Source organism: Eubacterium sp. AF36-5BH (genome assembly GCF_003460505.1).
Classification (GTDB): Bacteria; Bacillota; Clostridia; order Lachnospirales; family Lachnospiraceae; genus Eubacterium_G.
Map to the genome: position 1 here is coordinate 299,920 of NZ_QTVG01000002.1, position 24,404 is coordinate 324,323.

General features: G+C 33.5%; 22 protein-coding genes. 21 read left to right on the forward strand and 1 reads right to left on the reverse strand.

The window, feature by feature from the left end; translation table 11 throughout:
• Positions 1–56 precede the first annotated feature (56 nt).
• The 21 genes from eno (at position 57) to argS (ending at position 23,449) form a co-directional block, all read left to right on the forward strand.
• Positions 57–1,322, forward strand: a complete 1,266-nt coding sequence (eno, locus tag DW006_RS02805) for a phosphopyruvate hydratase (RefSeq protein ID WP_117998959.1) — start codon at positions 57–59, stop codon at positions 1,320–1,322.
• A 128-nt stretch (positions 1,323–1,450) separates the two neighbouring features.
• Complete coding sequence (gene secG, locus DW006_RS02810; RefSeq protein ID WP_117998960.1) at positions 1,451–1,696, forward strand: preprotein translocase subunit SecG; 246 nt, start codon at positions 1,451–1,453, stop codon at positions 1,694–1,696.
• A gap of 171 nt (positions 1,697–1,867) precedes the next feature.
• Entirely contained in the window at positions 1,868–3,982 is a 2,115-nt protein-coding gene (rnr, locus tag DW006_RS02815; RefSeq protein WP_117998961.1) for a ribonuclease R, read from the forward strand.
• 166 nt (positions 3,983–4,148) lie between these two features.
• Positions 4,149–4,607: an SsrA-binding protein SmpB gene (gene smpB, locus DW006_RS02820; protein ID WP_022165943.1), complete on the forward strand. Its 459-nt coding sequence runs from the start codon at positions 4,149–4,151 to the stop codon at positions 4,605–4,607.
• Positions 4,608–4,627: 20 nt separating this feature from the next.
• Positions 4,628–5,812: a pyridoxal phosphate-dependent aminotransferase gene (locus DW006_RS02825; protein WP_117998962.1), complete on the forward strand. Its 1,185-nt coding sequence runs from the start codon at positions 4,628–4,630 to the stop codon at positions 5,810–5,812.
• Positions 5,813–5,826: 14 nt separating this feature from the next.
• A complete protein-coding gene (locus DW006_RS02830; RefSeq protein WP_022165945.1) occupies positions 5,827–6,006 on the forward strand; it encodes a DUF6472 family protein in 180 nt (59 codons plus the stop codon).
• Between the two features lie 18 nt (positions 6,007–6,024).
• The gene (locus DW006_RS02835; RefSeq protein ID WP_117998963.1) at positions 6,025–6,531 is read left to right on the forward strand and encodes a phosphatase PAP2 family protein; all 507 of its coding nucleotides are present in this window, start codon (positions 6,025–6,027) and stop codon (positions 6,529–6,531) included.
• A gap of 82 nt (positions 6,532–6,613) precedes the next feature.
• Positions 6,614–7,978: an MATE family efflux transporter gene (locus tag DW006_RS02840; RefSeq protein ID WP_243002563.1), complete on the forward strand. Its 1,365-nt coding sequence runs from the start codon at positions 6,614–6,616 to the stop codon at positions 7,976–7,978.
• A gap of 26 nt (positions 7,979–8,004) precedes the next feature.
• Complete coding sequence (hflX, locus tag DW006_RS02845; protein ID WP_117998964.1) at positions 8,005–9,240, forward strand: GTPase HflX; 1,236 nt, start codon at positions 8,005–8,007, stop codon at positions 9,238–9,240.
• 83 nt (positions 9,241–9,323) lie between these two features.
• Complete coding sequence (locus tag DW006_RS02850; RefSeq protein ID WP_117998965.1) at positions 9,324–10,112, forward strand: transporter substrate-binding domain-containing protein; 789 nt, start codon at positions 9,324–9,326, stop codon at positions 10,110–10,112.
• Positions 10,113–10,202: 90 nt separating this feature from the next.
• The gene (locus DW006_RS02855) at positions 10,203–10,859 is read left to right on the forward strand and encodes an amino acid ABC transporter permease (protein ID WP_022165950.1); all 657 of its coding nucleotides are present in this window, start codon (positions 10,203–10,205) and stop codon (positions 10,857–10,859) included.
• Between the two features lie 12 nt (positions 10,860–10,871).
• Positions 10,872–11,657 carry an amino acid ABC transporter ATP-binding protein gene (locus DW006_RS02860; RefSeq protein WP_117998966.1) on the forward strand — a complete coding sequence of 262 codons (786 nt, stop codon included), beginning with the start codon at positions 10,872–10,874 and terminating at the stop codon, positions 11,655–11,657.
• A gap of 141 nt (positions 11,658–11,798) precedes the next feature.
• A complete protein-coding gene (thyA, locus tag DW006_RS02865; protein ID WP_022165952.1) occupies positions 11,799–12,644 on the forward strand; it encodes a thymidylate synthase in 846 nt (281 codons plus the stop codon).
• A 146-nt stretch (positions 12,645–12,790) separates the two neighbouring features.
• Positions 12,791–13,279: a dihydrofolate reductase gene (locus DW006_RS02870; RefSeq protein WP_022165953.1), complete on the forward strand. Its 489-nt coding sequence runs from the start codon at positions 12,791–12,793 to the stop codon at positions 13,277–13,279.
• 202 nt (positions 13,280–13,481) lie between these two features.
• Positions 13,482–13,664, forward strand: coding sequence for a hypothetical protein (locus DW006_RS02875; protein WP_117998967.1), 183 nt, complete (start codon positions 13,482–13,484; stop codon positions 13,662–13,664).
• Between the two features lie 44 nt (positions 13,665–13,708).
• On the forward strand, positions 13,709–14,983 hold the full coding sequence (locus DW006_RS02880) for a peptidoglycan-binding protein (protein WP_117998968.1): 1,275 nt from the start codon (positions 13,709–13,711) through the stop codon (positions 14,981–14,983).
• A 211-nt stretch (positions 14,984–15,194) separates the two neighbouring features.
• The gene (locus DW006_RS02885; protein WP_117998969.1) at positions 15,195–16,274 is read left to right on the forward strand and encodes a carbamoyl phosphate synthase small subunit; all 1,080 of its coding nucleotides are present in this window, start codon (positions 15,195–15,197) and stop codon (positions 16,272–16,274) included.
• A complete protein-coding gene (gene carB / locus DW006_RS02890; protein ID WP_117998970.1) occupies positions 16,267–19,464 on the forward strand; it encodes a carbamoyl-phosphate synthase large subunit in 3,198 nt (1,065 codons plus the stop codon). Before DW006_RS02885 ends, carB begins: the two co-directional genes overlap by 8 nt.
• Positions 19,465–19,508: 44 nt before the next feature.
• Complete coding sequence (locus DW006_RS02895; RefSeq protein WP_147337631.1) at positions 19,509–20,294, forward strand: serine/threonine-protein kinase; 786 nt, start codon at positions 19,509–19,511, stop codon at positions 20,292–20,294.
• A gap of 85 nt (positions 20,295–20,379) precedes the next feature.
• Positions 20,380–21,651, forward strand: coding sequence for a UTP--glucose-1-phosphate uridylyltransferase (locus DW006_RS02900; RefSeq protein WP_347475017.1), 1,272 nt, complete (start codon positions 20,380–20,382; stop codon positions 21,649–21,651).
• A gap of 34 nt (positions 21,652–21,685) precedes the next feature.
• Entirely contained in the window at positions 21,686–23,449 is a 1,764-nt protein-coding gene (argS, locus tag DW006_RS02905) for an arginine--tRNA ligase (RefSeq protein ID WP_022165435.1), read from the forward strand.
• Between the two features lie 401 nt (positions 23,450–23,850).
• On the opposite strand, the gene DW006_RS02910 is transcribed toward argS, so the two are convergent.
• The gene (locus DW006_RS02910; RefSeq protein ID WP_117998972.1) at positions 23,851–24,183 is read right to left on the reverse strand and encodes a hypothetical protein; all 333 of its coding nucleotides are present in this window, start codon (positions 24,181–24,183) and stop codon (positions 23,851–23,853) included.
• Positions 24,184–24,404 lie beyond the last annotated feature (221 nt).

The window sequence follows — 24,404 nt, forward strand, 5'->3', positions numbered from 1 at the left end:
AGGATAAAAATCTCCTAGATGTGCAAAATAAGAAAAAGCATGTTAGGAGGTTTTTTATGTATAAATTTTTAAAAATTGTTAATGTAAAAGGCAGAGAAGTAATGGATTCAAGAGGAAATCCAACAGTTGAAGCAGAAGTTACTGTTAAGGTTGACGGTAAGGCAGGAGAGTTATATACAGGTTGTGCCATTGTGCCGTCAGGGGCTTCAACAGGAAAGTTTGAGGCAGTGGAACTACGTGATAGGGGTGAAAGATATAATGGAAATGGCGTGAAAAAAGCCGTAAAAAATGTAAATGAAATTATTTATCCTGCATTAGAAGGCATCAATGGCTTAAATCAGAATAAAGTAGACAGCATAATGTTAAAGCTTGATGGAACATCTAACAAGGAAAATATTGGAGCTAATAGTATTCTTGCAGTATCAATGGCAAATATGAAAGCCTGTGCAAAAGCATTAAAGCTTCCTGATTATAAATATATTGGTGGTATTTGTGGAAGAAAAATGCCTATACCAATGATGAATATTTTAAATGGTGGTGCTCATGCGTCAAATAATGTGGATATACAGGAGTTTATGATATTACCTGTAGGGGCAAAATCTTTTAAGGAAGGGCTTAGATGGTGCAGTGAGGTCTATCATTGCCTTAAAGGGCTGTTAAAAGAACGTAATTTGTCAGTAGCTGTTGGAGATGAAGGTGGCTTTGCACCGGATTTAGAAAGCGAAGAACAGGTTCTGGATATTATAGTTGAAGCAGTAGAAAAGAGTGGCTTTCAAAAAGGAAAGGACTTTAAAATTTCTTTGGATGTGGCAGCATCTGAATGGAAAGGAAGTTCAGTTGGAAAATATACTATGCCAAAGAAAAATAAAAATGTAACATCAGATGAATTAATTGAGATGTGGGAAAATATAGTTAATAAATATCCTATTTTTTCAATTGAAGACCCATTGGATGAAGAAGACTGGGATGGTTGGAAGAAACTAACGCAGAGAATAGGAAGTAAAGTAAGATTAGTAGGTGATGATTTATTTGTCACAAATGTAAACAGACTGCAAAAAGGCATTAAAGAGAAAAGCGCCAATGCAATATTGATTAAACCAAATCAGATAGGCTCAATTACTGAAACTATAAAGGCAGTACAATTGGCACAGAAAAAAGGCATGATAGCCATAATGTCTCATCGCTCAGGAGAAAGCGAGGATACAACAATAGCAGATTTGGCAGTGGCACTTAATACAGGCTATATAAAAACCGGTGCCCCATGCAGAGGAGAGAGAACTGCCAAATATAATCAATTACTACGAATTGAGGAAATGTTGTAAAAATCCTTAACACAAACTGCTGTAAAAATACTCTTGATTTAGAGAGCATAATATGATAATATTGTCTTTGTGTGATACGAAATATTAAGGATTGGTATCCTTGTAATAGATAGAGGAGGAAAAAACTAATGACATTACTTAGAGTATTAACAGTAGTATTTATGATCGTATGTTTAATTATTACAGTAGTAATCTTACTTCAAGAAGGAAAACAGGCAGGACTTACTGGTGCAATCAGTGGTGCAGCTGACACATATTGGGGAAAGAACAAGGGCCGTTCAATGGAAGGTAAACTTGAGAAGGCTACAAAGATTTGCGTTGTATTATTCTTTGTACTTTCAGTAATTCTCAATATGGGATTTATCGGATTTTAAGATAAAATAAAATGTTGACTGATTAAGGTGTAGGTTTCTACACCTTTTTTCTTTGTAAAAAAATACCAAATAAGTATAAACAGTTTGGACAGATTAAGGTATAATGTTTTTGGATATTATTTAAGAAGAAAACGGAATTTATGATAGACAAATAGATAAAGGGAGATTTGAATGGATTTAATAGAAGAAAAGAAAAAAATAATACTTCAGTTAATGAATGACAAACATTATGTACCAATGAAATTTAAAGAGTTGGTTGTTATTTTAAATGTTAGAAAAGAAGACAGAGGGTTGCTTGACATTGTTTTAACTGAATTACTAAACGAAGGGAAAATAACAATATCAAAAAAAGGAAAATATAGTATTCCACAGGAAGAGTACAGACAGGGACTTTTTATTGGAAATGAAAAAGGTTTTGGCTTTGTAGAAGTTGAAGGCGAGGAAGAGGATTATTTTATACCAAAAGGAAATGTTAATGGTGCCTTTCATCATGATATGGTATTGATTGCGGTAGATCCTATCCAAACAGGAAAGAGAAAAGAAGGCAAAGTTATCAAGATTATTTCTCACGAAATCAGAGAAGTAGTAGGTTATTTTCAGAAAAATAAAAGTTTTGGTTATGTTATTCCTGACAATAAGAAAATTTTCAGTGATATTTATATTGCAGGGAAAGATACAAAAGGGGCAGTAGATGGTCACAAAGTTGTTGCAAAAATTAAAACTTATGGCACAAAGGATAGAAAACCTGAAGGTGTTGTAACGGAAATTCTAGGTCACGTAAATGATCCAGGTGTAGATATTTTATCGATTGTGAAAAATTACGACATACCTTGTGAGTTTCCTGAAGAAGTAATGGAACAGATTGAAAATATTCCATCTGAAGTGGCAGAAGAAGATAAGGTAGGCAGATTTGATATTCGAGGCCTTCACACAGTAACTATTGACGGTGAGGATGCTAAGGATTTAGATGATGCTATTACTTTGACAAAAGAAGATGGGATTTACACTTTAGGTGTTCATATTGCAGATGTATCCCACTATGTTACTGAAAATTCACCATTAGATAAAGAGGCTGTGAAAAGAGGAACAAGCGTATACTTAGTAGACAGAGTTATTCCTATGTTACCTCATAAATTATCCAATGGAATTTGTTCACTTAATCAGGGTGAGGACAGGCTTGCCCTTAGCTGTATAATGAAAATTAATGAAAAAGGTGAAATCGTAGACCATCAGGTCAAAGAAACTTTAATAAATGTTGATAGACGAATGACATATACAGCAGTAAATGATATTATAACAAATAAGGATGAAGCCACAATTAAGCAGTATGAGGATTTTGTGCCAATGTTTAATTTAATGGCTGAGTTATCAAAAATACTTAGAGATAAAAGATACAAAAGAGGTGCCATTGATTTTGATTTTCCAGAGTGTAAAATCAAACTTGACGAAAAAGGTTATCCTATATTAATTGAACCTTATGATAGAAATGCAGCCACAAAAATTATTGAAGATTTTATGTTGGCAGCTAATGAGACAATAGCCGAATATTTTTATTGGCAGCAGGTGCCTTTTGTATACAGAAATCACGAAAAGCCGGATAGTGACAGAATGAAAGCTTTGGCAACATTTATTACCAACTTTGGTTATTCTGTAAAATTATCAGGAGAGGAAGTACATCCAAAAGAAATACAAAAATTGTTAAATAACATTGAAGGAACACCGGAAGAGGCTATGATAAGCAGGGTAACTCTTCGCTCAATGAAAAGAGCAGAGTACACACCTGAATGTTTGGGACATTTTGGCTTGGCTGCAAAATATTATACGCATTTTACATCGCCTATTAGAAGATATCCTGATTTGCAGATACATCGTATTATAAAAGAATGTATTAACGGGAAGATGACGGATAAGCATGCTGAACATTACAAGAGCATACTACCTGAAGTGACAAAGAATTGTAGCACAAATGAAAGACGTGCAGATGATGCAGAAAGAGACACAGAAAAGCTAAAGCAGGCAGAATATATGCGTGGACAAATTGGCGAAGAATTTGTAGGTGTGATTTCAGGTGTTACAAACTTTGGTTTGTATGTAGAATTGCCTAATACAATAGAAGGTTTGGTGCATGTTTCAAATATGTGTGACGACCATTATATATATGATGAGGATTCTTTCTCAATGACAGGTGAAGCCACTAAGAAGACATATAAGTTGGGCCAGCCTGTAAGAATACGTGTTGAGGCGGCAGACAAATTAACAAGAACGATTGATTTTAGTCTGGTGTAAATTATTTGAAACAGATTATATTTTGTATGAATTATTTGAAATGAATTAAAGCCGGTATAAAAAATTCGAAACAAATTAGTTCTGATTTAAACAATTTGAAATAGATTATATCCGGTATGGTAATATAAAATATTATTAGTGATTAACTTTAAAGAAAGGAAAGAGTATGGCTTCAGGAAAATTAATTGCAAGCAATAAGAAAGCAAGACATGATTATTTTATAGAAGATACTTATGAGGCAGGAATTGTTTTACATGGAACAGAAGTTAAGTCTTTACGTGCAGGCCATTGCAGTATAAAAGAGTCATTTGTAAGAATTGAAAATGGCGAAGTTATAATATACGGAATGCATATTAATCCTTATGAAAAGGGAAACATTTTCAACAAAGATCCTTTAAGACCAAAGAAATTAATGCTTCATAAATATGAAATTAATAAATTAGTTGGAAAACTAAATGAAAAAGGGTTGACCTTAGTACCTTTAAGAGTTTATTTTAAAGGAAGTCTGGTAAAGGTTGAAATAGGACTTGCCAGAGGTAAAAAACTATATGACAAGAGAGCAGACATTAAAAAGCGTGATTTGAAGAGAGAGCACGAAAAAGAGTTTAAGATTCATATGCGCTAGTTATAAATAAGGAGGATAAAATGTATACAGAATCATTAGTAAAGTTAGGAAAAGTACGTTCAGAAATCAGAGAAATTTTTGAATATGGTAATAAGAGAAAGGCTGAAATCGGAGCAGAGAATGTTTTTGATTTTAGTATTGGTAATCCAAGTGTACCTGCACCAAAAAGTGTAGATGATGCCATTATTGATTTAGTTAATAATTTTGATTCAGTAGCCCTTCATGGATATACATCAGCTCAGGGTGATGCACATGTTAGGGAAACAATTGCAAATTATATTAATGACAAATTTGGGACGAATGTTACAGCAAACAATATTTACATGACATGTGGAGCAGCAGCATCACTTACAATTGTAATGAATGCAATTTTACAAAAAGATGACGAGTGTATTGTATTTACTCCTTATTTTCCTGAATACGGGGTGTTTATTGAAAGAACAGGCGCTAAATTAGTAGAAGTTAAGTCACAGGAAAAGACTTTCCAGATTGACATGGATAATTTCGAAAAAGCCATTAATGAAAAAACAAAGGCAGTAATAATTAATTCACCTAACAATCCATCAGGTGTTGTTTATACTGTAGAAACAATTGAAAAAATGTGTCAGTTATTAAAAAAGAAAGAAGAGGAATATGGACATCCTATTTTCCTTATTACTGATGAACCATATAGAGAGTTAGTTTATGATGATACAGAAGTACCATATGTTATTAATTATTATGACAATACTTTTGTATGCTATTCATATAGTAAGGCATTATCTCTTCCGGGAGAAAGAATTGGATACATAGTAGTATCACCAAAGATGATTGATGAAGAAGATGCTTACGCAGCAGTTTGTGGAGCCGGAAGAGCTTTAGGCTATGTATGTGCCCCAAGTATGCTTCAAAGAGTAATTGAAAGGTGCATAAGTGATACATCTGATATTTCAATTTATAAAGAAAACAGAGATTTATTATATAATGCTTTAACAAAAATGGGCTTTGAATGTGTTTACCCTGATGGTGCATTTTACTTATTTGTAAAAGCCATGGGAGAGGACGCTTACGAATTTTGTGAAAAGGCAAAAGAATACGAATTATTACTTGTACCTGCTGACAGTTTTGGAACACCGGGATATGTAAGAGTTTCTTATTGTGTTCAGACAAAGCAGATTGAAGATGCGCTTCCTGCATTTGAAAAGTTAGCAGAAAGTTATAAGTAAACAGGAGTTTAACAATGAGTGATCAATATAGTTGTGAATTTTGTAGCAATTACGTATATGACGAAGAATATGAAGAATACGGCTGTGTTGTAAATATGGATGAAGATGATTTAGCCATGTTAATGCAGTTTAAGAGAGCAACATGTCCGTATTTCTCCTATGGTGATGAATACAGAATTGCAAGAAAACAGTAGAATTATTTCGGAGAAAAAATGAAACAGGAAAGCTATATAAAAATAACAGAAGCTGTTAGAAAAAAGAAAAACGGAGTTAAAATAGTTACAGGAATAAACAGGATAGTTACAATAATGATTTATGTTTTATTTGCTGTAATTATTTTAATGTCTGCGTTTATGCAGTATCAAAACAATAGTGGTACCTGTGTAAGAGTTGTGCTTGTATGTAGCATATCTTTTGTGGCAGTTACAATATTCAGATATATTATTGACGAAAAAAGACCTTATGTTGTATATGATTTTTCACCGTTGATTGTAAAAGAAAAAAAAGGTCAGTCAATGCCAAGTCGTCATGTTTTTTCTGCCTTTGTAATTGCTATGTCAGCTTTGTATATTTGTATCCCTTTGGGGATTTTTATGATGCTTCTTGCTGTTATTATGGCATTTGAGAGAGTAATTTGTGGAGTTCATTTTCCAAAGGATGTAATAGCAGGGGCAGTTATAGGAATTGCATCAGGAATAATTGGATTTTATTTAATTTAACAATTACATTGTCAAAAGGTTTTATACCATCTGTACAGCATGAGTGGATAACCTTAGGACAAGCTAAAGGATGAGGAAAATTATGTCAAAAGAAAATAAGTTTTTAAAGGACATGACAAAGGGCACACCTTGGAAATTGCTTTTGCAGTTTGCAGTACCTTTGTTTATTGGAAACATATTTCAGCAATTGTATAACATGGTGGATTCCATAATTGTTGGAAATTTTGTTGGCCCTAATGCGTTAGGCGCAATCGGAACAACAAACTCACTTAATTTTTTATTCTTTTCCTTAGTAGCAGGTTTATCTGTTGGAATAGGAATAATTGTCGCACAGTTTTTTGGCTCAAATAATGAAGAGAAGGTAAAAGACACAATAGGAAATGCAATATGGATTGTGCTTATAAGTTCAGTAATAATGGCTTGTATAGGCTTTTTTATAGCAAAACCGGTATTAGTGTTACTTAGAACAGATAAGGTTATTTTAGGTGACGCAACAGCTTATTTAAAAGTTACATCCATAGGTATTTGCTGTACAGGTTTATACAACGGAGTATCAAGTATACTTAGAGCCTTAGGAGACAGTAAAACACCTTTAATATTTTTAATATTTGCAAGTCTTGTTAATGTTGTGCTTGATTTGTGGTTTGTATTAGGACTTGGCTGGGGAGTTGTAGGCGCAGGTGTTGCCACAGCATTTTCACAGTTTTTATCAGCAGTTACATGTATTTTTTATGCATATAAGAGCAATACTTATTTTAGGCTAAAAAAGAAGAATTTAAAACTTAACAGTTATATTGTAGAGAAGAGTTTAAGACTGGGTATACCTGTAGCATTACAGAATTCATTAATAGCCTTTTCATTAATAGTATTACAGGCTATTGTTAATGGTTATGGAGCAACATTTACTACAGCTTTTACAGTTATTTCAAGAATAGAAACATTAGTTCAGCAGCCATTCATGTCACTAGGAGCAGCAGTTTCTACATATACAGGTCAGAATCTTGGTGCAGGAAAGACAGACAGAGTTGTGAAAGGATTTAATTCTTCAAATGTTATGAATGTAATATTTTCAGCAGTAGTCCTTGTTCTGTTTTGGACTTTCACATCACCAATTGTGTCAATATTCGGAAAAGATGCTGAAGTTTTACGGATAGCTTCAGATGGTCTTAGAATAACAAGTTGTTTCTATGTATTTTTAGGTCTCATTTATACAACACGAAATGTATTAAATGGTGCCGGGGATGCAATGTTTTCTCTTTTTACGGGCATAGTGGAATGTATAGGAAGAGTTGGATTTGCATATCCATTAACATTAATTCCATTTTTAGGTAGTTATGGTGTATTTGTTGCAACAGGAATTACATGGATGCTAAACGGGTTATTTAGTTTAATAAGATACAAACGTGGAAAGTGGAAAACTATTAATTTAGTTGTACATAATGAATAGAGTGTGAAGTTGGTTAAGGAGGCAGAATGTACGAAAATAAAGAAGAATTGGAAAAAGTAATTCTGGTGGCTGTTTCCACAGGTCATGAGGAAGATGCACAGGAATCATTAGATGAATTAGAAGAATTAGTAAGTACAGCCGGGGCTGTTGTAGTTGGAAGAGTTGTACAGAATCTTGAACATATAAATAATACAACCTATGTTGGAACAGGTAAAGTAAAGGAAATTAAAGATTTAATTTGGGAAACAGATGCAGATGCCATTGTATGTGACGATGAACTATCACCTGCCCAGTATAAGAACCTTGAAGATGAATTGGAAGTTAAGGTTATGGACAGAACCCTTATTATATTAGATATTTTCGCAGGTAGGGCAAAAACTGCTGAAGGTAAGATTCAGGTAGAATTGGCACAGCTTAGATACCGTTCAACAAGACTTATAGGTATGAGAAATCTATCAAGACAGGGTGGTGGAATCGGTACAAGAGGACCTGGTGAAAAGAAACTTGAAGTTGACAGACGTTTAATTAGAAACAGAATTTCACAGTTAAAAGAACAGGTTTCAGAAATGGAGAACCACAGACAGGTAACAAGGGCGAAACGTCAGGACAATCCTGTTCCGGTAGTTGCGATTGTAGGCTATACAAACGCAGGAAAATCAACACTTCTTAACACAGTAACAAACGCTGAAGTTTTAGAAGAGGATAAGCTTTTTGCAACCCTTGATCCAACAACAAGAAACTACAAATTACCGGATGGGCAGGAAGTGCTTTTGACAGATACAGTAGGTTTCATAAGAAAATTACCACACCACTTAATAGATGCTTTTAGAAGTACGTTAGAGGAAGCAAAATATTCTGACATTATTATTCATGTAGTGGATGCCTCTAATCCGTCAATGGATAAAAATGTTCACGCAGTGTACGAAACTCTCGATAACTTAGGTGTAAAAGACAAAACGATTATTACCGTTTTCAACAAAGAAGATAAGTTGGAAACAAAACCTATATTAAGAGATTTCAAGGCAGATTACGTTGTACATGGTGCCATTAAAAAGGGCATAGGAATTGATGACATAAACGAGGCAATTGAGAATGCAGTTAAGTCAATGCGTGTATTGTACGAAAACGTATTTACTTATGCCGAAGCAGGCAAGACAGGCCTTATTAGAAAATATGGTCAGTTACTTGAAGAAGAGTATAAAGAAGACGGTATACACGTAAAAGCATACGTGCCAACATCTTTAATTGGAAGATTAAATTGACAATGATATTTTTATATGGTATATTCTCAATAGTTTAGCATAGTAAAGCACTAACACACGAAAATGAAAGAAGAGGATAAATTATGAAAAAGAAAATAGCATTATTATTATCAGTGGTAATGGTAGCATCTTTATGCTTAGTTGGATGTGGTAGCAGTAAGAAGAGCGGAACAGACAGCAAGGTATATGCTGTAGAAGCAGGTTCAGCAGGTGAGCAGGCTGCAAAGGACAAAAAGTGGAAAACAAATGCAGTTTCATCACAGGCAGATGCTTTAATGGAAGTTAAGTCAGGTACATCTGATGCAGCTATTATTGATTTACTTATGGCTGGTGCAATGATTGGTGAAGGAACAAGCTATCCTGACCTTAAGTACACAGGTAAGCTTACAACAGAAGAATATGGTGTTGGCTGTAGAAAAGATTCTGATTTAACAGATTACATTAACAACTTCTTCAAAGATACATATGCATCAGGCGAAATGGAAAAAACAGCAAAGAACTATGGTGTTCATGAAGCTATTTTAAAACAGGATAAGCCTGGTAAGTATGTTGAAGGTGATGATGTTAAATACATTAAGAAAAAAGGAACATTAATCGTTGGTATTACAGAATTTGAACCAATGGATTACAAAGATAAAGACGGTAATTGGATTGGATTTGATGCTGACATGGCATCACTTCTTGCAAAGAAATTAGGTGTTAAAGTTAAATTTGTTGTAATTGACTGGGATACAAAAGCAATGGAACTTAAGTCAAAGAACATTGATGTTGTATGGAACGGTATGACATTAACAGATGAAGTTAAGAACGCAATGAACTGTACAACTGCTTACTGCAACAATGCACAGGTAGTTGTTGTTCCATCAAAATAATATAAACAAATACTTTAAATATGTAGACTAATAAGGCAGGGAGAAAACTCTCTGCCTTATATATGCGTAAAAAGCTAAGGAGAAAATTTTATGTTTTGGGATGTAACAGAAACATTATTAAATGGACTTGGAACAACTTTTGAAATTTTTATTTTTACATTGTTGTTTTCTCTTCCATTGGGACTTATAGTTTCATTTGGAGCTATGAGTAAATTTAAACCACTTAGATATTTAGTACAGATATTTACTTGGATTATAAGAGGAACACCACTTATGCTTCAGTTAATTATTATTTTCTATGGTCCTGGTTTATGGCTAGGACATAATATTTGGAGCGGTGATGAATGGGGAAGAATTTCAGCTACAGTTGTTGCATTTACAATTAACTATGCATGTTATTTTTCAGTAATATTCAGAGGTGGTATCGAAGGTGTACCTGCAGGTCAAAGAGAAGCAGGACAGGTTTTAGGTATGACAAAATCACAGATTTTCTTTAAGATAACATTATTACAGATGATAAAGAGAATTGTGCCACCAATGTCAAATGAAATAATAACCTTAGTTAAGGATACATCATTGGCAAGAATTATTGCTGCATACGAATTAACATTTACAGGTTTTGCTTTTATGAAATCAGACGGTATTACATGGCCATTGTTCTACACAGGCGTGTTCTATTTGATTTTTGTTGGTATATTAACTTTATTATTTAACTACATAGAAAAGAAATTAGATTATTTTAAATAGGAGGTGCTATAAATGGCAATTTTGGAAGTAAAAAATATAGAAAAACATTTTGGTAGCACCAAAGTCTTAAAAGATATAAGTTTTGATTTAGAAGAGGGACAGACATTAGCAATAATTGGTTCTTCAGGTTCTGGAAAAACAACATTGCTTAGATGTTTGAATTTCCTTGAAACACCAAATCATGGAACTATTTCCGTAAAAGGTGAAAAGTTGTTTGATGCCTCATTACCTAGAGTTAAGAAGGATAAGGCATTAAGAGATAAAAGACTTCATTTTGGTATGGTTTTTCAATCATTTAATCTTTTTCCACAGTACACAGCATTAGAGAATGTTATGTTGGCAGAAAAGCTTCTTGCAGAGGAAAGAGAAGATTACAATAAAAATAAAAAAGAAATTTTGGCAGAAATTGAAAATCATGGAAAAGAACTTTTAAAGAAAATGGGTCTTGAAGACAGAATGGATCATTATCCACATCAGTTATCAGGTGGTCAGCAACAGAGAGTTGCCATAGCAAGAGCTTTGGCTTTGCAACCTGATATTTTATGCTTTGATGAGCCCACATCAGCTCTTGATCCTGAACTTACAGGAGAAGTTTTAAAAGTAATTAAGGGACTAGCAGAAGAAAAAACAACCATGGTCATTGTTACTCATGAAATGGCTTTCGCAAGAGATGTGGCAGACACGGTTGTATTTATGGACAAAGGTGTTATTGTTGAGCAGGGCGATGCAAAAGAAGTAATTAACAATCCTAAAGAAGAGAGAACTAAACAGTTCTTATTAAGATACAGTCAGGGATAAAAGGCTAAAAATTTTATATTTATTCATACGCAGGGAAAAGCTATTTTGAATTTGTATAGCTTTTCCTTTTTTACTTTTCTATTTATTAATTAAATTAAAAATGCTATACTTGTTTAAGATTTTTAAAAACAGGAGGATTCAATGAGTTACGCAGATAAAATATTTGTAAATATGTGTAGAGACATTTTAGATAACGGAACAGATACAAAAGGTGAGAAAGTACGTGCAAAGTGGGATGATGGTTCATTTGCATATACAATAAAGAAATTTGGTGTTGTAAACAGATATGATTTAAAGAAGGAATTCCCGGCTTTGACTCTTAGAAAAACAGGTTTTAAAAACTGTGTTGACGAGTTACTTTGGATTTGGCAGAAAAAGTCCAATAATGTTAATGACTTAAACAGCCATATTTGGGATGCATGGGCTGACGAAACAGGCTCAATTGGAAAAGCTTACGGCTACCAGATGTCGGTTAAACATCATTATCCTGAAGGAGACATGGATCAGGTTGACAGAGTGTTATACGACTTAAAAAACAATCCTTACAGTAGAAGAATCATGACAAACATTTATGTACATCAGGATTTATCAGAAATGAATTTATACCCATGTGCATATAGTATGACGTTTAATGTAACAAAGAATAAGGAAACTGGAAAACTTATTTTAAACGGAATACTTAATCAGCGTTCACAGGATGTTTTAACAGCAAACAACTGGAATGTGTGTCAGTATGCAGCTTTGTTACATATGTTTGCTCAGGTCAATGACATGGAGGTTGGAGAGTTTGTACATGTTATTGCTGATGCGCATATTTATGATAAACATGTAGATTTAGTTGAGGAATTAATTACAAGAAAACAGTATCCGGCACCAAAACTTTGGATTAATCCTGAAATCAAAAACTTTTATGATTTTACAGTAGATGATATAAAACTATTGGATTATGAACATGGTGAGCAGATTAAAATTCCTGTAGCAGTTTAGAATAATGCTACGGGTGAGGGTTAAGAAGTTTTAACGTAATGTAGTAGCGTGGATTATGGATTTGTGAAAATAATAGTTAGTTATTTAACCGATTTATTATTTTCGGATTGACGAGAAAGGAATCTTTGCAAAGATTAAGGTGAAACATGAATTTAATAGTAGCAGTAGATAAGAACTGGGCAATTGGAAACAACAATGAATTATTAGTTAGCATACCCGATGACATGAAGTTCTTTAGAGAACATACAACAGGAAATGTTATAATTATGGGTAAGAAAACATTAGAAAGCTTTCCAGGAAAAAGACCACTTAAGAATAGAGTAAACATTGTAATAACAAAGAATCAGAACTATAAGGTTGATGGTGCAATTGTTGTACATTCTATTGAAGAGGCAGTTGAAAAAGCAAAAGGATATAATGAAGATGTGTATGTTATAGGTGGTGGCTCAATTTATAAGCAAATGCTACCATACTGTGATACAGCCTATGTAACATACATTGATCATCAGTATGCGGCAGATACATTTATTCCAAATTTAGATGAAATGACTGACCAGTGGGAGTTGGCAGAAGAAAGTGATGAGAACACTTATTTTGATTTGGAATATTATTTTAGAACATATAAAAGAAAATAAGAATATTTGAATATTGAATAGAAATATTTGAATGTAATATAAAAGAAGTTGTGGCTTATGTACCGACCCCCAAAAGTTAGACCTAAAAGTCTAACTTTTTGGGGTCACATCATTATTATTTTTTAGACACAGCTTCTTTTTTGACTTCGTTAGTGGAGATAGTGAAAAAAAGTGATTACGCTCAAATAGGAGAGGTATGTTCATGGCAAGGAGAAAAAAATCCGTTTGCATTAACATAGTAATGATATTGTCTATATTGTTTAGTACAAACAATCAGGCGTATGCAAATAATACAGAAAATGAAATTACAAACATTGCACAGATTTATAGTTCAACTGACACAGAGGAAAAGCGGATATATGAAAATGTTGTCATAAAACATTAAGTAATCCATATAATGTATAGATTAAAAAAGTATGGAAAAAGTATATGCTTATAAAAATGCAGGTAAATTCAGGAGATATAGGTGAATTACAAATAAATGTAGTTGACAGTAATAATGTGCCAATAAAAGATGCAAGGGTAATAATTAGCAGAAAAACAAATGAGAATGAACCGCTAGATAATGAGACAACACAATTAGAGCAATTATCAACGGATTCTTCAGGTCAGACAGAAGTAGTAGACTTAGATGCCCCACCTTTAGAGTACAGTTTGGATGAAAATAATGATAATATGCCTTATGCCAATTATAATGTTGAGGTAGATGCACCGGGATATGAGTCGGAAAATATTGATAACGTTGAAATATTGCCAAGGTCTTTGGCAATACAAAATGTAAAACTTGAAAAGGTTCAAGGCGAAGAAACTGAAAATATAATTATTCCACCGCACACTCTTTATTATGAGTATCCGGCAAAAATTCCTGAAGATGACATAAAGGATGTAAATGAGCCGGGAGAAATCGTATTAAGCAGAGTGGTTGTGCCTGAATATATTGTTGTACATGATGGTACACCAAGTAGTAATGCAAGAGACTATTATGTAACTTATAAGGATTACATTAAGAATGTGGCTTCGTCAGAAATATATGCTACATGGCCAAGAGCAACCTTAGAGGCTAATATTTTGGCAATTATGTCATTTACATTAAATAGAGTGTATACGGAATGGTACAGAAACAAAGGTTACGATTTTACAATTACATCTTCCACAGCCTATGATCAAAAATGGATTAATGGCAGAAATATTTTCGAATCAATTAGTGTTGTAGTTGATAGTATATTTGATCAATATTTATCGTTTCCTGATGTGAGACAGCCAATACTTACACAGTATTGTGATGGTAGAAGAGTAACCTGTCCTAACTGGCTAAGTCAATGGGGCTCATGCAATTTAGGAGAACAGGGGTATTCAGCATTGGAAATAATCCGTAATTATTATGGTAGTGAAATGTATATTAATACAGCAGAACAAATATCAGGTATACCTGCTTCATGGCCTGGATATGATTTAACAATAGGTAGTAGAGGACAGAAAGTTCAGCAGATACAGGAGCAGTTAAATACAATCGGAAAAGTGTATACAGCCATTGGAAATGTAAATGTAGATGGTATTTACGGTGAAGACACCCAAAGAGCCGTAAGAAACTTCCAAAAAATATTTGACTTGCCACAAACAGGCATAATTGATTTTGCAACCTGGTATAAAATATCACAAATATATGTGGGCATAACAAGGATTGCAGAAGGAATTCCACGTTAAAATGTAAATTTATAAAATTTTTTGAGAAAATATGCATTCTAAGGAGTGCATATTTTTTCATTTCTGCTATAATAAAAAATTAAGAGAAAAATCAGAGATTGACTAATAGAATTAAAAAATGTTGGCAAACATATTGAAAGAAATGTCGATATTTGATATAATCTTGTAAGTTTAGGCAAAAATACTAAAACAAACGAAAGGAAAAACATTTATGAACGCATTTCTTATCTTAGAAGACGGTACAGTTTTCGAAGGAAAATCAATTGGTAGCAAAAAAGAAATTATTAGTGAAATCGTGTTTAACACGTCCATGTGGGGTTATTTAGAAGTATTGACTGATCCATCATACGCAGGACAGGCAGTATGTATGACTTACCCACTTCAGGGAAATTATGGTATATGTCATGAGGATATGGAATCATTACATCCTTGGCCGGATGCTTACATAGTACATGAATTAAGCAGAATGCCAAGCAACTTCAGAAGTGATGATACAATTCAGAATTTCTTAGTTGAAAATGACATACCGGGAATTTCAGGTATTGATACAAGAGCACTTACAAAGATTCTTAGAGAAAAAGGTACCATGAATGGTATGATTACAACAAACGAAAATTATAACTTAGACGAAGTATTACCTAAGATTAAGGAATACAAAGTAACAGGAGTTGTAAAGAAAGTTTCATGTAAGGAAAAGAAAATGCTTAAAGGTGATAAGTACAATGTGGCTTTACTTGATATTGGAGCAAAAAATAACATTGCAGAATCATTAAATAAGAGAGGCTGTAATGTAACAGTTTTACCATGTGATACATCAGCAGAAGAAATTATTGCAATGAATCCTGACGGTATTATGTTATCCAACGGACCGGGAGATCCAAAAGAATGCGTTTATCAAATTGAACAGATAAAGAAATTATATAATTCAGACATTCCAATTTTTGCAATTTGTTTAGGTCATCAGCTTATGGCACTTGCAACAGGAGCTGATACAAAGAAAATGAAATATGGCCATAGAGGTGGAAATCATCCTGTAAAGGATTTAGATTCAGGTCATGTTTATATTTCATCACAGAACCATGGATATATGGTTGACGGAGATACAGTTAATCCTGAAATTGCAAAAGTTGCATTTGTAAATGTAAATGACAAGACAGTTGAAGGTTTAAGATACAAAAACAAAAACATATTTACAGTTCAGTTCCATCCGGAAGCTTGCCCGGGACCACAGGACTCAGACAGACTATTTGATGAATTTATTGAAATGATGGAGGTGAAGAAGAATGCCTAGAGATTTAAGCATAAAGAAAGTTTTAGTAATAGGTTCAGGTCCTATTGTAATAGGACAGGCAGCAGAGTTTGACTATGCCGGAACACAGGCATGTCGTTCTCTTAAAGAAGAAGGTATTGAGGTAGTATTATTAAACTCAAACCCTGCTACAATTATGACAGATAAGGATATTGCAGATGAAGTTTATATTGAACCATTAACAGTACCTGTTTTAAAGAAGATTATTCAGAAAGAAAAACCGGACAGCATTCTTCCAACTCTTGGTGGTCAGGCAGGACTTAACCTTGCAATGGAAATTGCTGAAACAGGATTTTTAGAAGAAAATAACTGTAGATTAATTGGTACAACTTCAGAAACAATTAAGAAGGCAGAAGACCGTTTGGAATTTAAGGAAACTATGGAGAAGATTAATGAGCCATGTGCCCCATCTCTTGTAGTTGAAACAGTTGAAGACGGTATTGAATTTGCTAATAAGATTGGTTACCCTGTTGTACTTCGTCCCGCATATACACTTGGTGGTAGTGGCGGTGGTATCGCTAACAACCAGCATGAATTAGTGGAAATCCTTGAGAATGGTTTAAGACTTAGCCGTGTAGGACAGGTTTTAGTAGAAAGATGTATTGCAGGTTGGAAAGAAGTTGAATACGAAGTGATGAGAGACTCAGCCGGCAACTGTATTACAGTATGTAATATGGAAAATATTGATCCTGTTGGCGTTCATACAGGTGACAGTATAGTAGTTGCTCCATCACAGACATTAGGTGATAAGGAACATCAGATGCTTCGTACATCAGCACTTAACATTATTAACGAATTAAACATTACAGGTGGATGTAACGTACAGTATGCACTTCATCCTGAAAGTTTTGAATATTGTGTAATTGAGGTAAACCCTCGTGTTAGCCGTTCATCAGCATTAGCTTCAAAGGCTACAGGTTATCCAATTGCAAAGGTTGCAGCAAAGATTGCGTTAGGTTATACATTAGATGAAATCAAGAATGCAATTACAAAGAAAACATATGCAAGTTTTGAACCTACACTTGATTACTGTGTAGTTAAGATCCCAAGACTTCCATTTGATAAATTTATTACAGCGAGTAGAAAATTAACAACTCAGATGAAAGCTACCGGTGAAGTTATGAGTATTTGCAATAACTTTGAAGGTGCATTAATGAAAGCTATCAGATCACTTGAACAGCATGTTGAATGTTTAATGGATTATGATTTTACAGAATTAAACGATGACGAATTAGAAGATATGCTTCACAAAGTAGATGATAGAAGAATCTGGGTTATTGCAGAAGCTTTAAGACGTGGTGTAAGTTACGACCATATACATGACATTACAAAGATTGACAAGTGGTTTATTGACAAACTTGCAATTATCGTAGAAATGGAAAATGCGTTAAAGACTCAGCCACTTACAGCAGAATTATTAAAAGAAGCTAAGAGAATTGAATTCCCTGATACAGTTATCAGCAGACTTACAGGAAAGAGCGCAGATGAAATTAAACAGATGCGTTATGATAACAATATTGTTGCAGCATATAAGATGGTTGATACATGTGCGGCAGAATTTGAAGCTGAAACACCATACTATTATTCAGTATACGGTGGAGAAGATGAAGCAATTGAAACAAAACCACAGAAGAAGGTTCTTGTTTTGGGTTCAGGTCCAATCCGTATTGGACAGGGTATTGAATTTGACTTCTGTTCAGTTCATTGTACATGGTCATTTAAAGAAGAGGGTTATGAAACAATTATTGTAAATAACAATCCTGAAACAGTATCAACAGACTTTGATATTGCTGATAAACTTTACTTTGAACCATTAACACCTGAAGATGTTGAAAATATTGTAAACATTGAAAAGCCTGATGGGGCAGTTGTACAGTTCGGTGGTCAGACAGCTATTAAGTTAACAGAAGCTCTTATGAAGATGGGAGTTCCAATTTTAGGTACAGATGCAAAAGATGTAGACGCTGCAGAAGATAGAGAATTATTTGATGAAATTCTTGAACAGTGTGGAATCCCAAGACCTACAGGTGGTACTGTATTTACAGCAGAAGAAGCAAAAGAAGTTGCAAACAAATTAGGTTATCCTGTATTAGTAAGACCTTCTTATGTACTTGGTGGTCAGGGTATGCAGATTGCAACATGTGATGAAGAAGTTGAAGAATTCATGGAAATCATCAACAGAATCGCACAGGATCATCCTATTTTAGTAGATAAATATTTACAGGGAACAGAAGTAGAAGTTGATGCTATCTGTGACGGAGAAGATATTTTAATTCCTGGTGTAATGGAACATATTGAAAGAGCCGGAGTTCACTCAGGTGACAGTATTTCAGTATATCCTGCATACACATTATCACAGGATATTATTGATACAATTGAAGATTATACAAAGAAACTTGCAATGTCACTTCATGTAAAAGGTATGATTAACATTCAGTTTATTGTATGTGACGGACAGGTTTATGTAATAGAAGTTAATCCACGTTCATCAAGAACAGTTCCATACATTAGTAAGGTTACGGGTATACCAATTGTAAAACTTGCTACAAAATGTATTATTGGACACAAGATTAAAGAACTTGGATATACACCTGGCTTACAGCCAAAGGCTGATTACTATGCAATTAAGATGCCTGTATTCTCATTTGAAAAGATTAGAGGAGCAGAAACAAGCTTAGGACCTGAAATGAAATCAACAGGTGAATGTTTAGGAATAGCCAAGACATTTAACGAAGCTTTATACAAAGCATTCTTAGGTGCAGGTGTAGTTCTTCCAAAACATAAGAAGATTATTATGTCAGTAAAAGATGCTGACAAGCAGGAAATTATTCCATTGGCTAAGCGTTTTGAAAAATTGGGATACGAGATTTACGCTACAAGAAGCACAGCAGATGTTTTAAGAAAAAATGGAGTAGATGCAATTAAGGTTAATAAGATTCACCAGGAAGCTCCTACAGTAATGGACTTATTACTTGAGCATAAGATTGACATTGTTGTTGATACACCAACTCAGGGACGTGATAAGAGTAGAGATGGATTCTTAATCAGACGTACATCAATCGAAACAGGTGTAAACTGCTTTACAAGTTTGGATACAGTAGATGCTTTACTTACAAGCTTAGAAAGCGATGCAAAAGAAAATCTTACATTAGTAGATATTGCTACTTTATAAGAGGCTTAAGATTGGAGAGAAGCACATCCGGAAAGGTGTGCTATATGGACAAAATAATAAATACGGTAGTTGGAGGACGATATTATGTATTGGAGAACATAGGAACCGGAGGTAGTTCCTGTGTGTATAAGGTTAAAGATGTTTATACTTCAAAAATGTTTGCCTTGAAACAGTACATAACATCAGATCCTGCCAACAGAGAAAAATTATTGGAAGGAATGGAAAAAGAACTTAATGCGCTTAAGCATTGTAGTCATCCGGTCCTTCCAAAAATTTTTAATTTAATAAAAGAAGATGGAAGATTCTATCTGATTATGGAGTATGTAGAAGGTATAAACTTAGATGACTATGTGAAAATCAATGGTTGCATGAACAGAAAACAACTTGCCAATGTGGCAGAACAGTTGTGTAGTGGGCTATATTATTTGCATTCCTTAGAGAAACCTATTATTTACAGAGATTTGAAACCGTCTAATATTATTATGAAAAAAGATGGCAGAATCAAGTTAATAGATTTTGGAATTTCTAAACGATATAGTGTTGATGCTGTTGATTATGTAGCTTTAGGAAGTGTGGGATTTGCCGCACCTGAACAATATGGAGACTGTAAAGGTATTAGTTTGTATAATACAGACATTCGAACAGATATATACGGTATAGGAACAACGTTATATTTTTTGCGCACAAAGAAAAAATATAATAACAAAATAAAATCTTTTAGAGTTAATGGTAAGTTAAGAAAGATAATAAAGAAATGTACAAAAATTAACCCAAAAGACAGATATCAAAACTGTATTGACCTTCTATGCGACATTAAAAAACTTGCATAATATACAAAAATATTTTATCCTTAATAATATGTAAGAGAGTCGTTATAATTGATAATCACAAAATTAATTTCATGGCAGTTATGTTATGGAAATTTTAATGATGGAATTGAAAGGAAAGCGAGGAAATATGAGTTACGATGATATTAAAAAGTTATTAGAGGAAAATAATCAGGAGCAGTTATTAAAGTATTATAATGAACTAAGCGATACTCAAAAAGCAAATTTATTAGATCAGATTAGTAAGCTTGATTTTAGTTTAATTGATTTAATTAAAAATAAAGATCATTGTGGAGATAAAGGTGTTATCACACCATTAGATGATGCTGTTTCCATTAAGGACATAGAGGAAAACAGAGAAAAGTTTACTGCTGTAGGTGCAGATGCAATTAAAAAAGGAAAAGTTGCAGCACTTCTTTTAGCAGGTGGTATGGGAACAAGACTTGGTTCAGATAAGCCAAAGGGCATGTACAACATTGGTGAAACAAAAGATGTTTATATTTTTGAAATGCTTATTAGGAATTTAATGGATGTTGTAAATGAAACAGGTGCTTGGGTTCCTTTATATGTTATGACAAGTGAAAAGAACAATGATGATACAATTAATTTCTTTAAAGAGATGAATTATTTTGGGTATAATCCTGATTTTGTTGATTTCTTTATTCAGGAAATGGCACCGGCAGCGTCTTTTGATGGGAAGATTTATCTTGAAGGAAAAGACAGAGTATCAACTTCACCCAATGGCAATGGTGGTTGGTTTATTTCTTTTGTTAAATCAGGTTTATGTAAAAAGGCAAAAGAAATAGGTGTAGAATATATTAATATTTTTGCTGTTGATAATGTTTGTCAGAGAATGGCTGATCCTTGTTTTGTAGGTGCTATGATTGACGGCGGCTACCGCTCAGCAGCTAAGGTTGTATCAAAGGCAAACCCTGAGGAAAAAGTAGGCGTGCTTTGTTTAGAAGATGGAAAACCATCAATAGTTGAATATTATGAACTTACAGAAGATATGCGCTATGAAACATTGGATAATGGTGAGTTGGCATATAAGTATGGTGTAATATTAAACTATTTATTTAATATAGAAGATTTAGAAACGAATCTTGAAAACAATTTATCAGTTCATATTGTAAAGAAGAAAATTCCATACATAAATGAGAACGGTGAATTAGTTAAACCTGAAACAGAAAATGGTTACAAGTTTGAAACTCTTGTTTTAGATATGATTCACATGATGGATAACTGTCTTGCCTATGAAGTGGTAAGAGAAAAAGAATTTGCCCCTATTAAAAACAAAACAGGTGTGGATTCAGTAGACACTGCAAAAGAGTTATTAAAATTAAATGGTGTTGAATTATAAAATATAATTAAATACATAAAGAATGGAGAGCATAATGAAAAAGTTACTGGAACTAATAACAGAGGAATTTGAAAAAGCATTTGAAAAATGTGATTATGATAAAAAATTAGGAAAAGTTAGTGTTTCTAACAGACCTGATCTTTGCGAATATCAGTGCAATGGTGCCATGGCCGGTGCAAAATTATACCATAAAGCGCCTATTATGATTGCAAATGATGTTGTTGAAGCAATTGGAAATAATGGCATGTTCAAATCAGTGGAAGCTGTAAATCCCGGATTTATTAATATTAATTTGAATAGCGACTTTTTAGCAAAATATTTAAATGAAATGAATTTGGCAGATAAGCTTGGAATAGAAAATGACAATATTGAAACAGTTGTAGTTGATTACGGTGGAGCAAATGTTGCAAAACCACTTCACATTGGTCATTTACGTTCAGCAGTTATTGGTGAAAGTGTAAAAAGAATTTCAAAGTACATGGGAAATAAAGTTATTGGAGATGTTCACTTAGGGGACTGGGGACTTCAGATGGGACTTATTATTACTGAGTTACAGGAACGTAAGCCGGACTTACCATATTTTGATGAAAGCTTTACAGGAGAATATCCAAGTGAAGCACCATTTACAATTTCTGAATTAGAAGAAATTTATCCATGTGCAAGTAAGAAATCAAAAGAAGATGCTGCTTTTAAGGAAAAAGCCCATGAAGCAACATTAAAACTTCAAAGTGGATATGCTCCATACACAGCACTTTGGAAACATATTATGAATGTTTCAAAAATTGATTTAAAGAAGAACTATGATAACTTAAATGTTGAATTTGATTTATGGAAAGGTGAAAGCGATGCTCAGCCTTATATACCTGGATTAATTCAGGATTTAATTGATAAGGGATTAGCATATGAAAGTCAGGGAGCTTTAGTTGTTGACATTGCAGAAGAAGGAGACAGCAAAGAACTTCCTCCATGTATAGTTAGAAAGTCAGATGGAGCAGCTTTATATGCAACATCAGATATCGCAACTTTAGTTCAAAGAGAACAGGACTTCCAGCCAAATAAGTATGTTTATTTAGCAGACAAGAGACAGGATTTGCACTATACACAGTTCTTTAGAGTTGCTAAGAAGGCAGGCATTGTTAAACCTGAAACAGAATTGAAATTTATTGGTTTTGGTACAATGAATGGCTCAGACGGTAAGCCTTTTAAGACTCGTGAAGGTGGCGTAATGCGCCTTGAAAATCTTATTTCACAGATTAACGAAGCTGTTTATAATAAGATTATGGAAAACCGTTCAGTAAGCGAAGAAGAAGCCAGAGAAACTGCAAAAATTGTAGGTTTGGCAGCTTTAAAATATGGTGATTTGTCAAATCAGGCATCAAAAGATTATGTTTTTGATATTGATAGATTTGCTTCTTTTGAAGGAAACACAGGTCCATATATTTTATATACAATTGTTCGTATTAAATCAATTATCGAAAAATACAAAGAAGAAGGAAAGACAGTAGATAATCTTTCTATTATTGATACAGATAATGATGAACAGTTACAGTTAATGCTTGAAATTGCCAAGGCAAATGAAGTAATTGAAAATGCAGCTAAGGAATTAGCCCCACACAAGATTTGTTCATATATTTATGATTTATCAAATGCATTTAACAGATTTTATCATGGAACAAAGATTCTTTCTGAAGCAGATGAAAAGAAGAAAGAAGGTTATATTGCATTAATTAATATGGCAAAGAAAGTATTAGAGACAGGTATTGATTTACTTGGTTTCTCAGCACCAGAGAAAATGTAATGTTTATACATTACTTTTTCATAAATTTTATATTTTTAATATTTTTTATGGTTATATTTATAACCTTATTATCCAACAGGATTTATTTCTAAGAAACGGTGTTTCTTAAAAAAGGCATCACTTAGTTGTTTTAGCTAAGTGGTGCCTTTGTTGTTGTGTTTATAGACGACTTTCTAATATATATAATTTCTTGACTTTTTTATCCCGGAAAATAAATAATTCGCTGCTATCTTCCTGAGATTTGTAATATGTTAAACAATTATTGTAATCAGGTCGCATATTTCAACTTTTATTTCATCAAGAAAAGAATTAGAAGCTTCTTTCATAGAAGAACTTAAAGACCGGATAGCTTATTAACTATCCGGTCTTTATAAACTGTTTAATAGTTATCTACTAGCTGTTTATTTAGTAGTAGTCTGTTCTGTAGTTGCTACAGTAGTAGTCTGTGTAGCACTGTTGTTAGTTGTTCCCTTTACATTTGAATCACCGTTCTGAACAAGAGCGTTTCTAATGCTTTCAAGCTGGCTCTTAGATAATTCAGTGTGTGATGTAGTTGTTGCAGGTGTATAAAGACCTGTTGTAACTGCAATTGAATAACCCATGTATCCTATAAAAATAATTGCCACTAATGTAGTTACAACATAAGCTGCGATTTTCTTCACGTTTCTTTTCTTTGTGGCATGTTTTCTGTTGTACTTTTCCTGTTTGTACTTGTCTACTTTTTCTTGACTCATTTTTATGTACCTCTCAAAAATTTAATATTAGATAATTCAGAAAAATCACTGGATGTAAGCGATAGTCAATTCTGTCTTATCATTGGTTTAAATATAATGAATACAATCAAAATCGTTTTCATTTTCCGAAACCAAAACACTATTAAATTATAAAGCAAAAACGGATGTAAAACAAGTGGGTTTGTGTTATAATAGTTTGAAAATTGCGTGAAAGAGGAAAT

Coding starts and splice junctions, on each gene's coding strand:
- eno (WP_117998959.1), top strand. CDS start 57: ATGTATAAATTTTTAAAAATTGTTAATGTAAAAGGCAGAGAAGTAATG.
- secG (WP_117998960.1), top strand. CDS start 1,451: ATGACATTACTTAGAGTATTAACAGTAGTATTTATGATCGTATGTTTA.
- rnr (WP_117998961.1), top strand. CDS start 1,868: ATGGATTTAATAGAAGAAAAGAAAAAAATAATACTTCAGTTAATGAAT.
- smpB (WP_022165943.1), top strand. CDS start 4,149: ATGGCTTCAGGAAAATTAATTGCAAGCAATAAGAAAGCAAGACATGAT.
- DW006_RS02825 (WP_117998962.1), top strand. CDS start 4,628: ATGTATACAGAATCATTAGTAAAGTTAGGAAAAGTACGTTCAGAAATC.
- DW006_RS02830 (WP_022165945.1), top strand. CDS start 5,827: ATGAGTGATCAATATAGTTGTGAATTTTGTAGCAATTACGTATATGAC.
- DW006_RS02835 (WP_117998963.1), top strand. CDS start 6,025: ATGAAACAGGAAAGCTATATAAAAATAACAGAAGCTGTTAGAAAAAAG.
- DW006_RS02840 (WP_243002563.1), top strand. CDS start 6,614: ATGTCAAAAGAAAATAAGTTTTTAAAGGACATGACAAAGGGCACACCT.
- hflX (WP_117998964.1), top strand. CDS start 8,005: ATGTACGAAAATAAAGAAGAATTGGAAAAAGTAATTCTGGTGGCTGTT.
- DW006_RS02850 (WP_117998965.1), top strand. CDS start 9,324: ATGAAAAAGAAAATAGCATTATTATTATCAGTGGTAATGGTAGCATCT.
- DW006_RS02855 (WP_022165950.1), top strand. CDS start 10,203: ATGTTTTGGGATGTAACAGAAACATTATTAAATGGACTTGGAACAACT.
- DW006_RS02860 (WP_117998966.1), top strand. CDS start 10,872: ATGGCAATTTTGGAAGTAAAAAATATAGAAAAACATTTTGGTAGCACC.
- thyA (WP_022165952.1), top strand. CDS start 11,799: ATGAGTTACGCAGATAAAATATTTGTAAATATGTGTAGAGACATTTTA.
- DW006_RS02870 (WP_022165953.1), top strand. CDS start 12,791: ATGAATTTAATAGTAGCAGTAGATAAGAACTGGGCAATTGGAAACAAC.
- DW006_RS02875 (WP_117998967.1), top strand. CDS start 13,482: ATGGCAAGGAGAAAAAAATCCGTTTGCATTAACATAGTAATGATATTG.
- DW006_RS02880 (WP_117998968.1), top strand. CDS start 13,709: ATGCTTATAAAAATGCAGGTAAATTCAGGAGATATAGGTGAATTACAA.
- DW006_RS02885 (WP_117998969.1), top strand. CDS start 15,195: ATGAACGCATTTCTTATCTTAGAAGACGGTACAGTTTTCGAAGGAAAA.
- carB (WP_117998970.1), top strand. CDS start 16,267: ATGCCTAGAGATTTAAGCATAAAGAAAGTTTTAGTAATAGGTTCAGGT.
- DW006_RS02895 (WP_147337631.1), top strand. CDS start 19,509: ATGGACAAAATAATAAATACGGTAGTTGGAGGACGATATTATGTATTG.
- DW006_RS02900 (WP_347475017.1), top strand. CDS start 20,380: ATGGAAATTTTAATGATGGAATTGAAAGGAAAGCGAGGAAATATGAGT.
- argS (WP_022165435.1), top strand. CDS start 21,686: ATGAAAAAGTTACTGGAACTAATAACAGAGGAATTTGAAAAAGCATTT.
- DW006_RS02910 (WP_117998972.1), bottom strand. CDS start 24,183: ATGAGTCAAGAAAAAGTAGACAAGTACAAACAGGAAAAGTACAACAGA.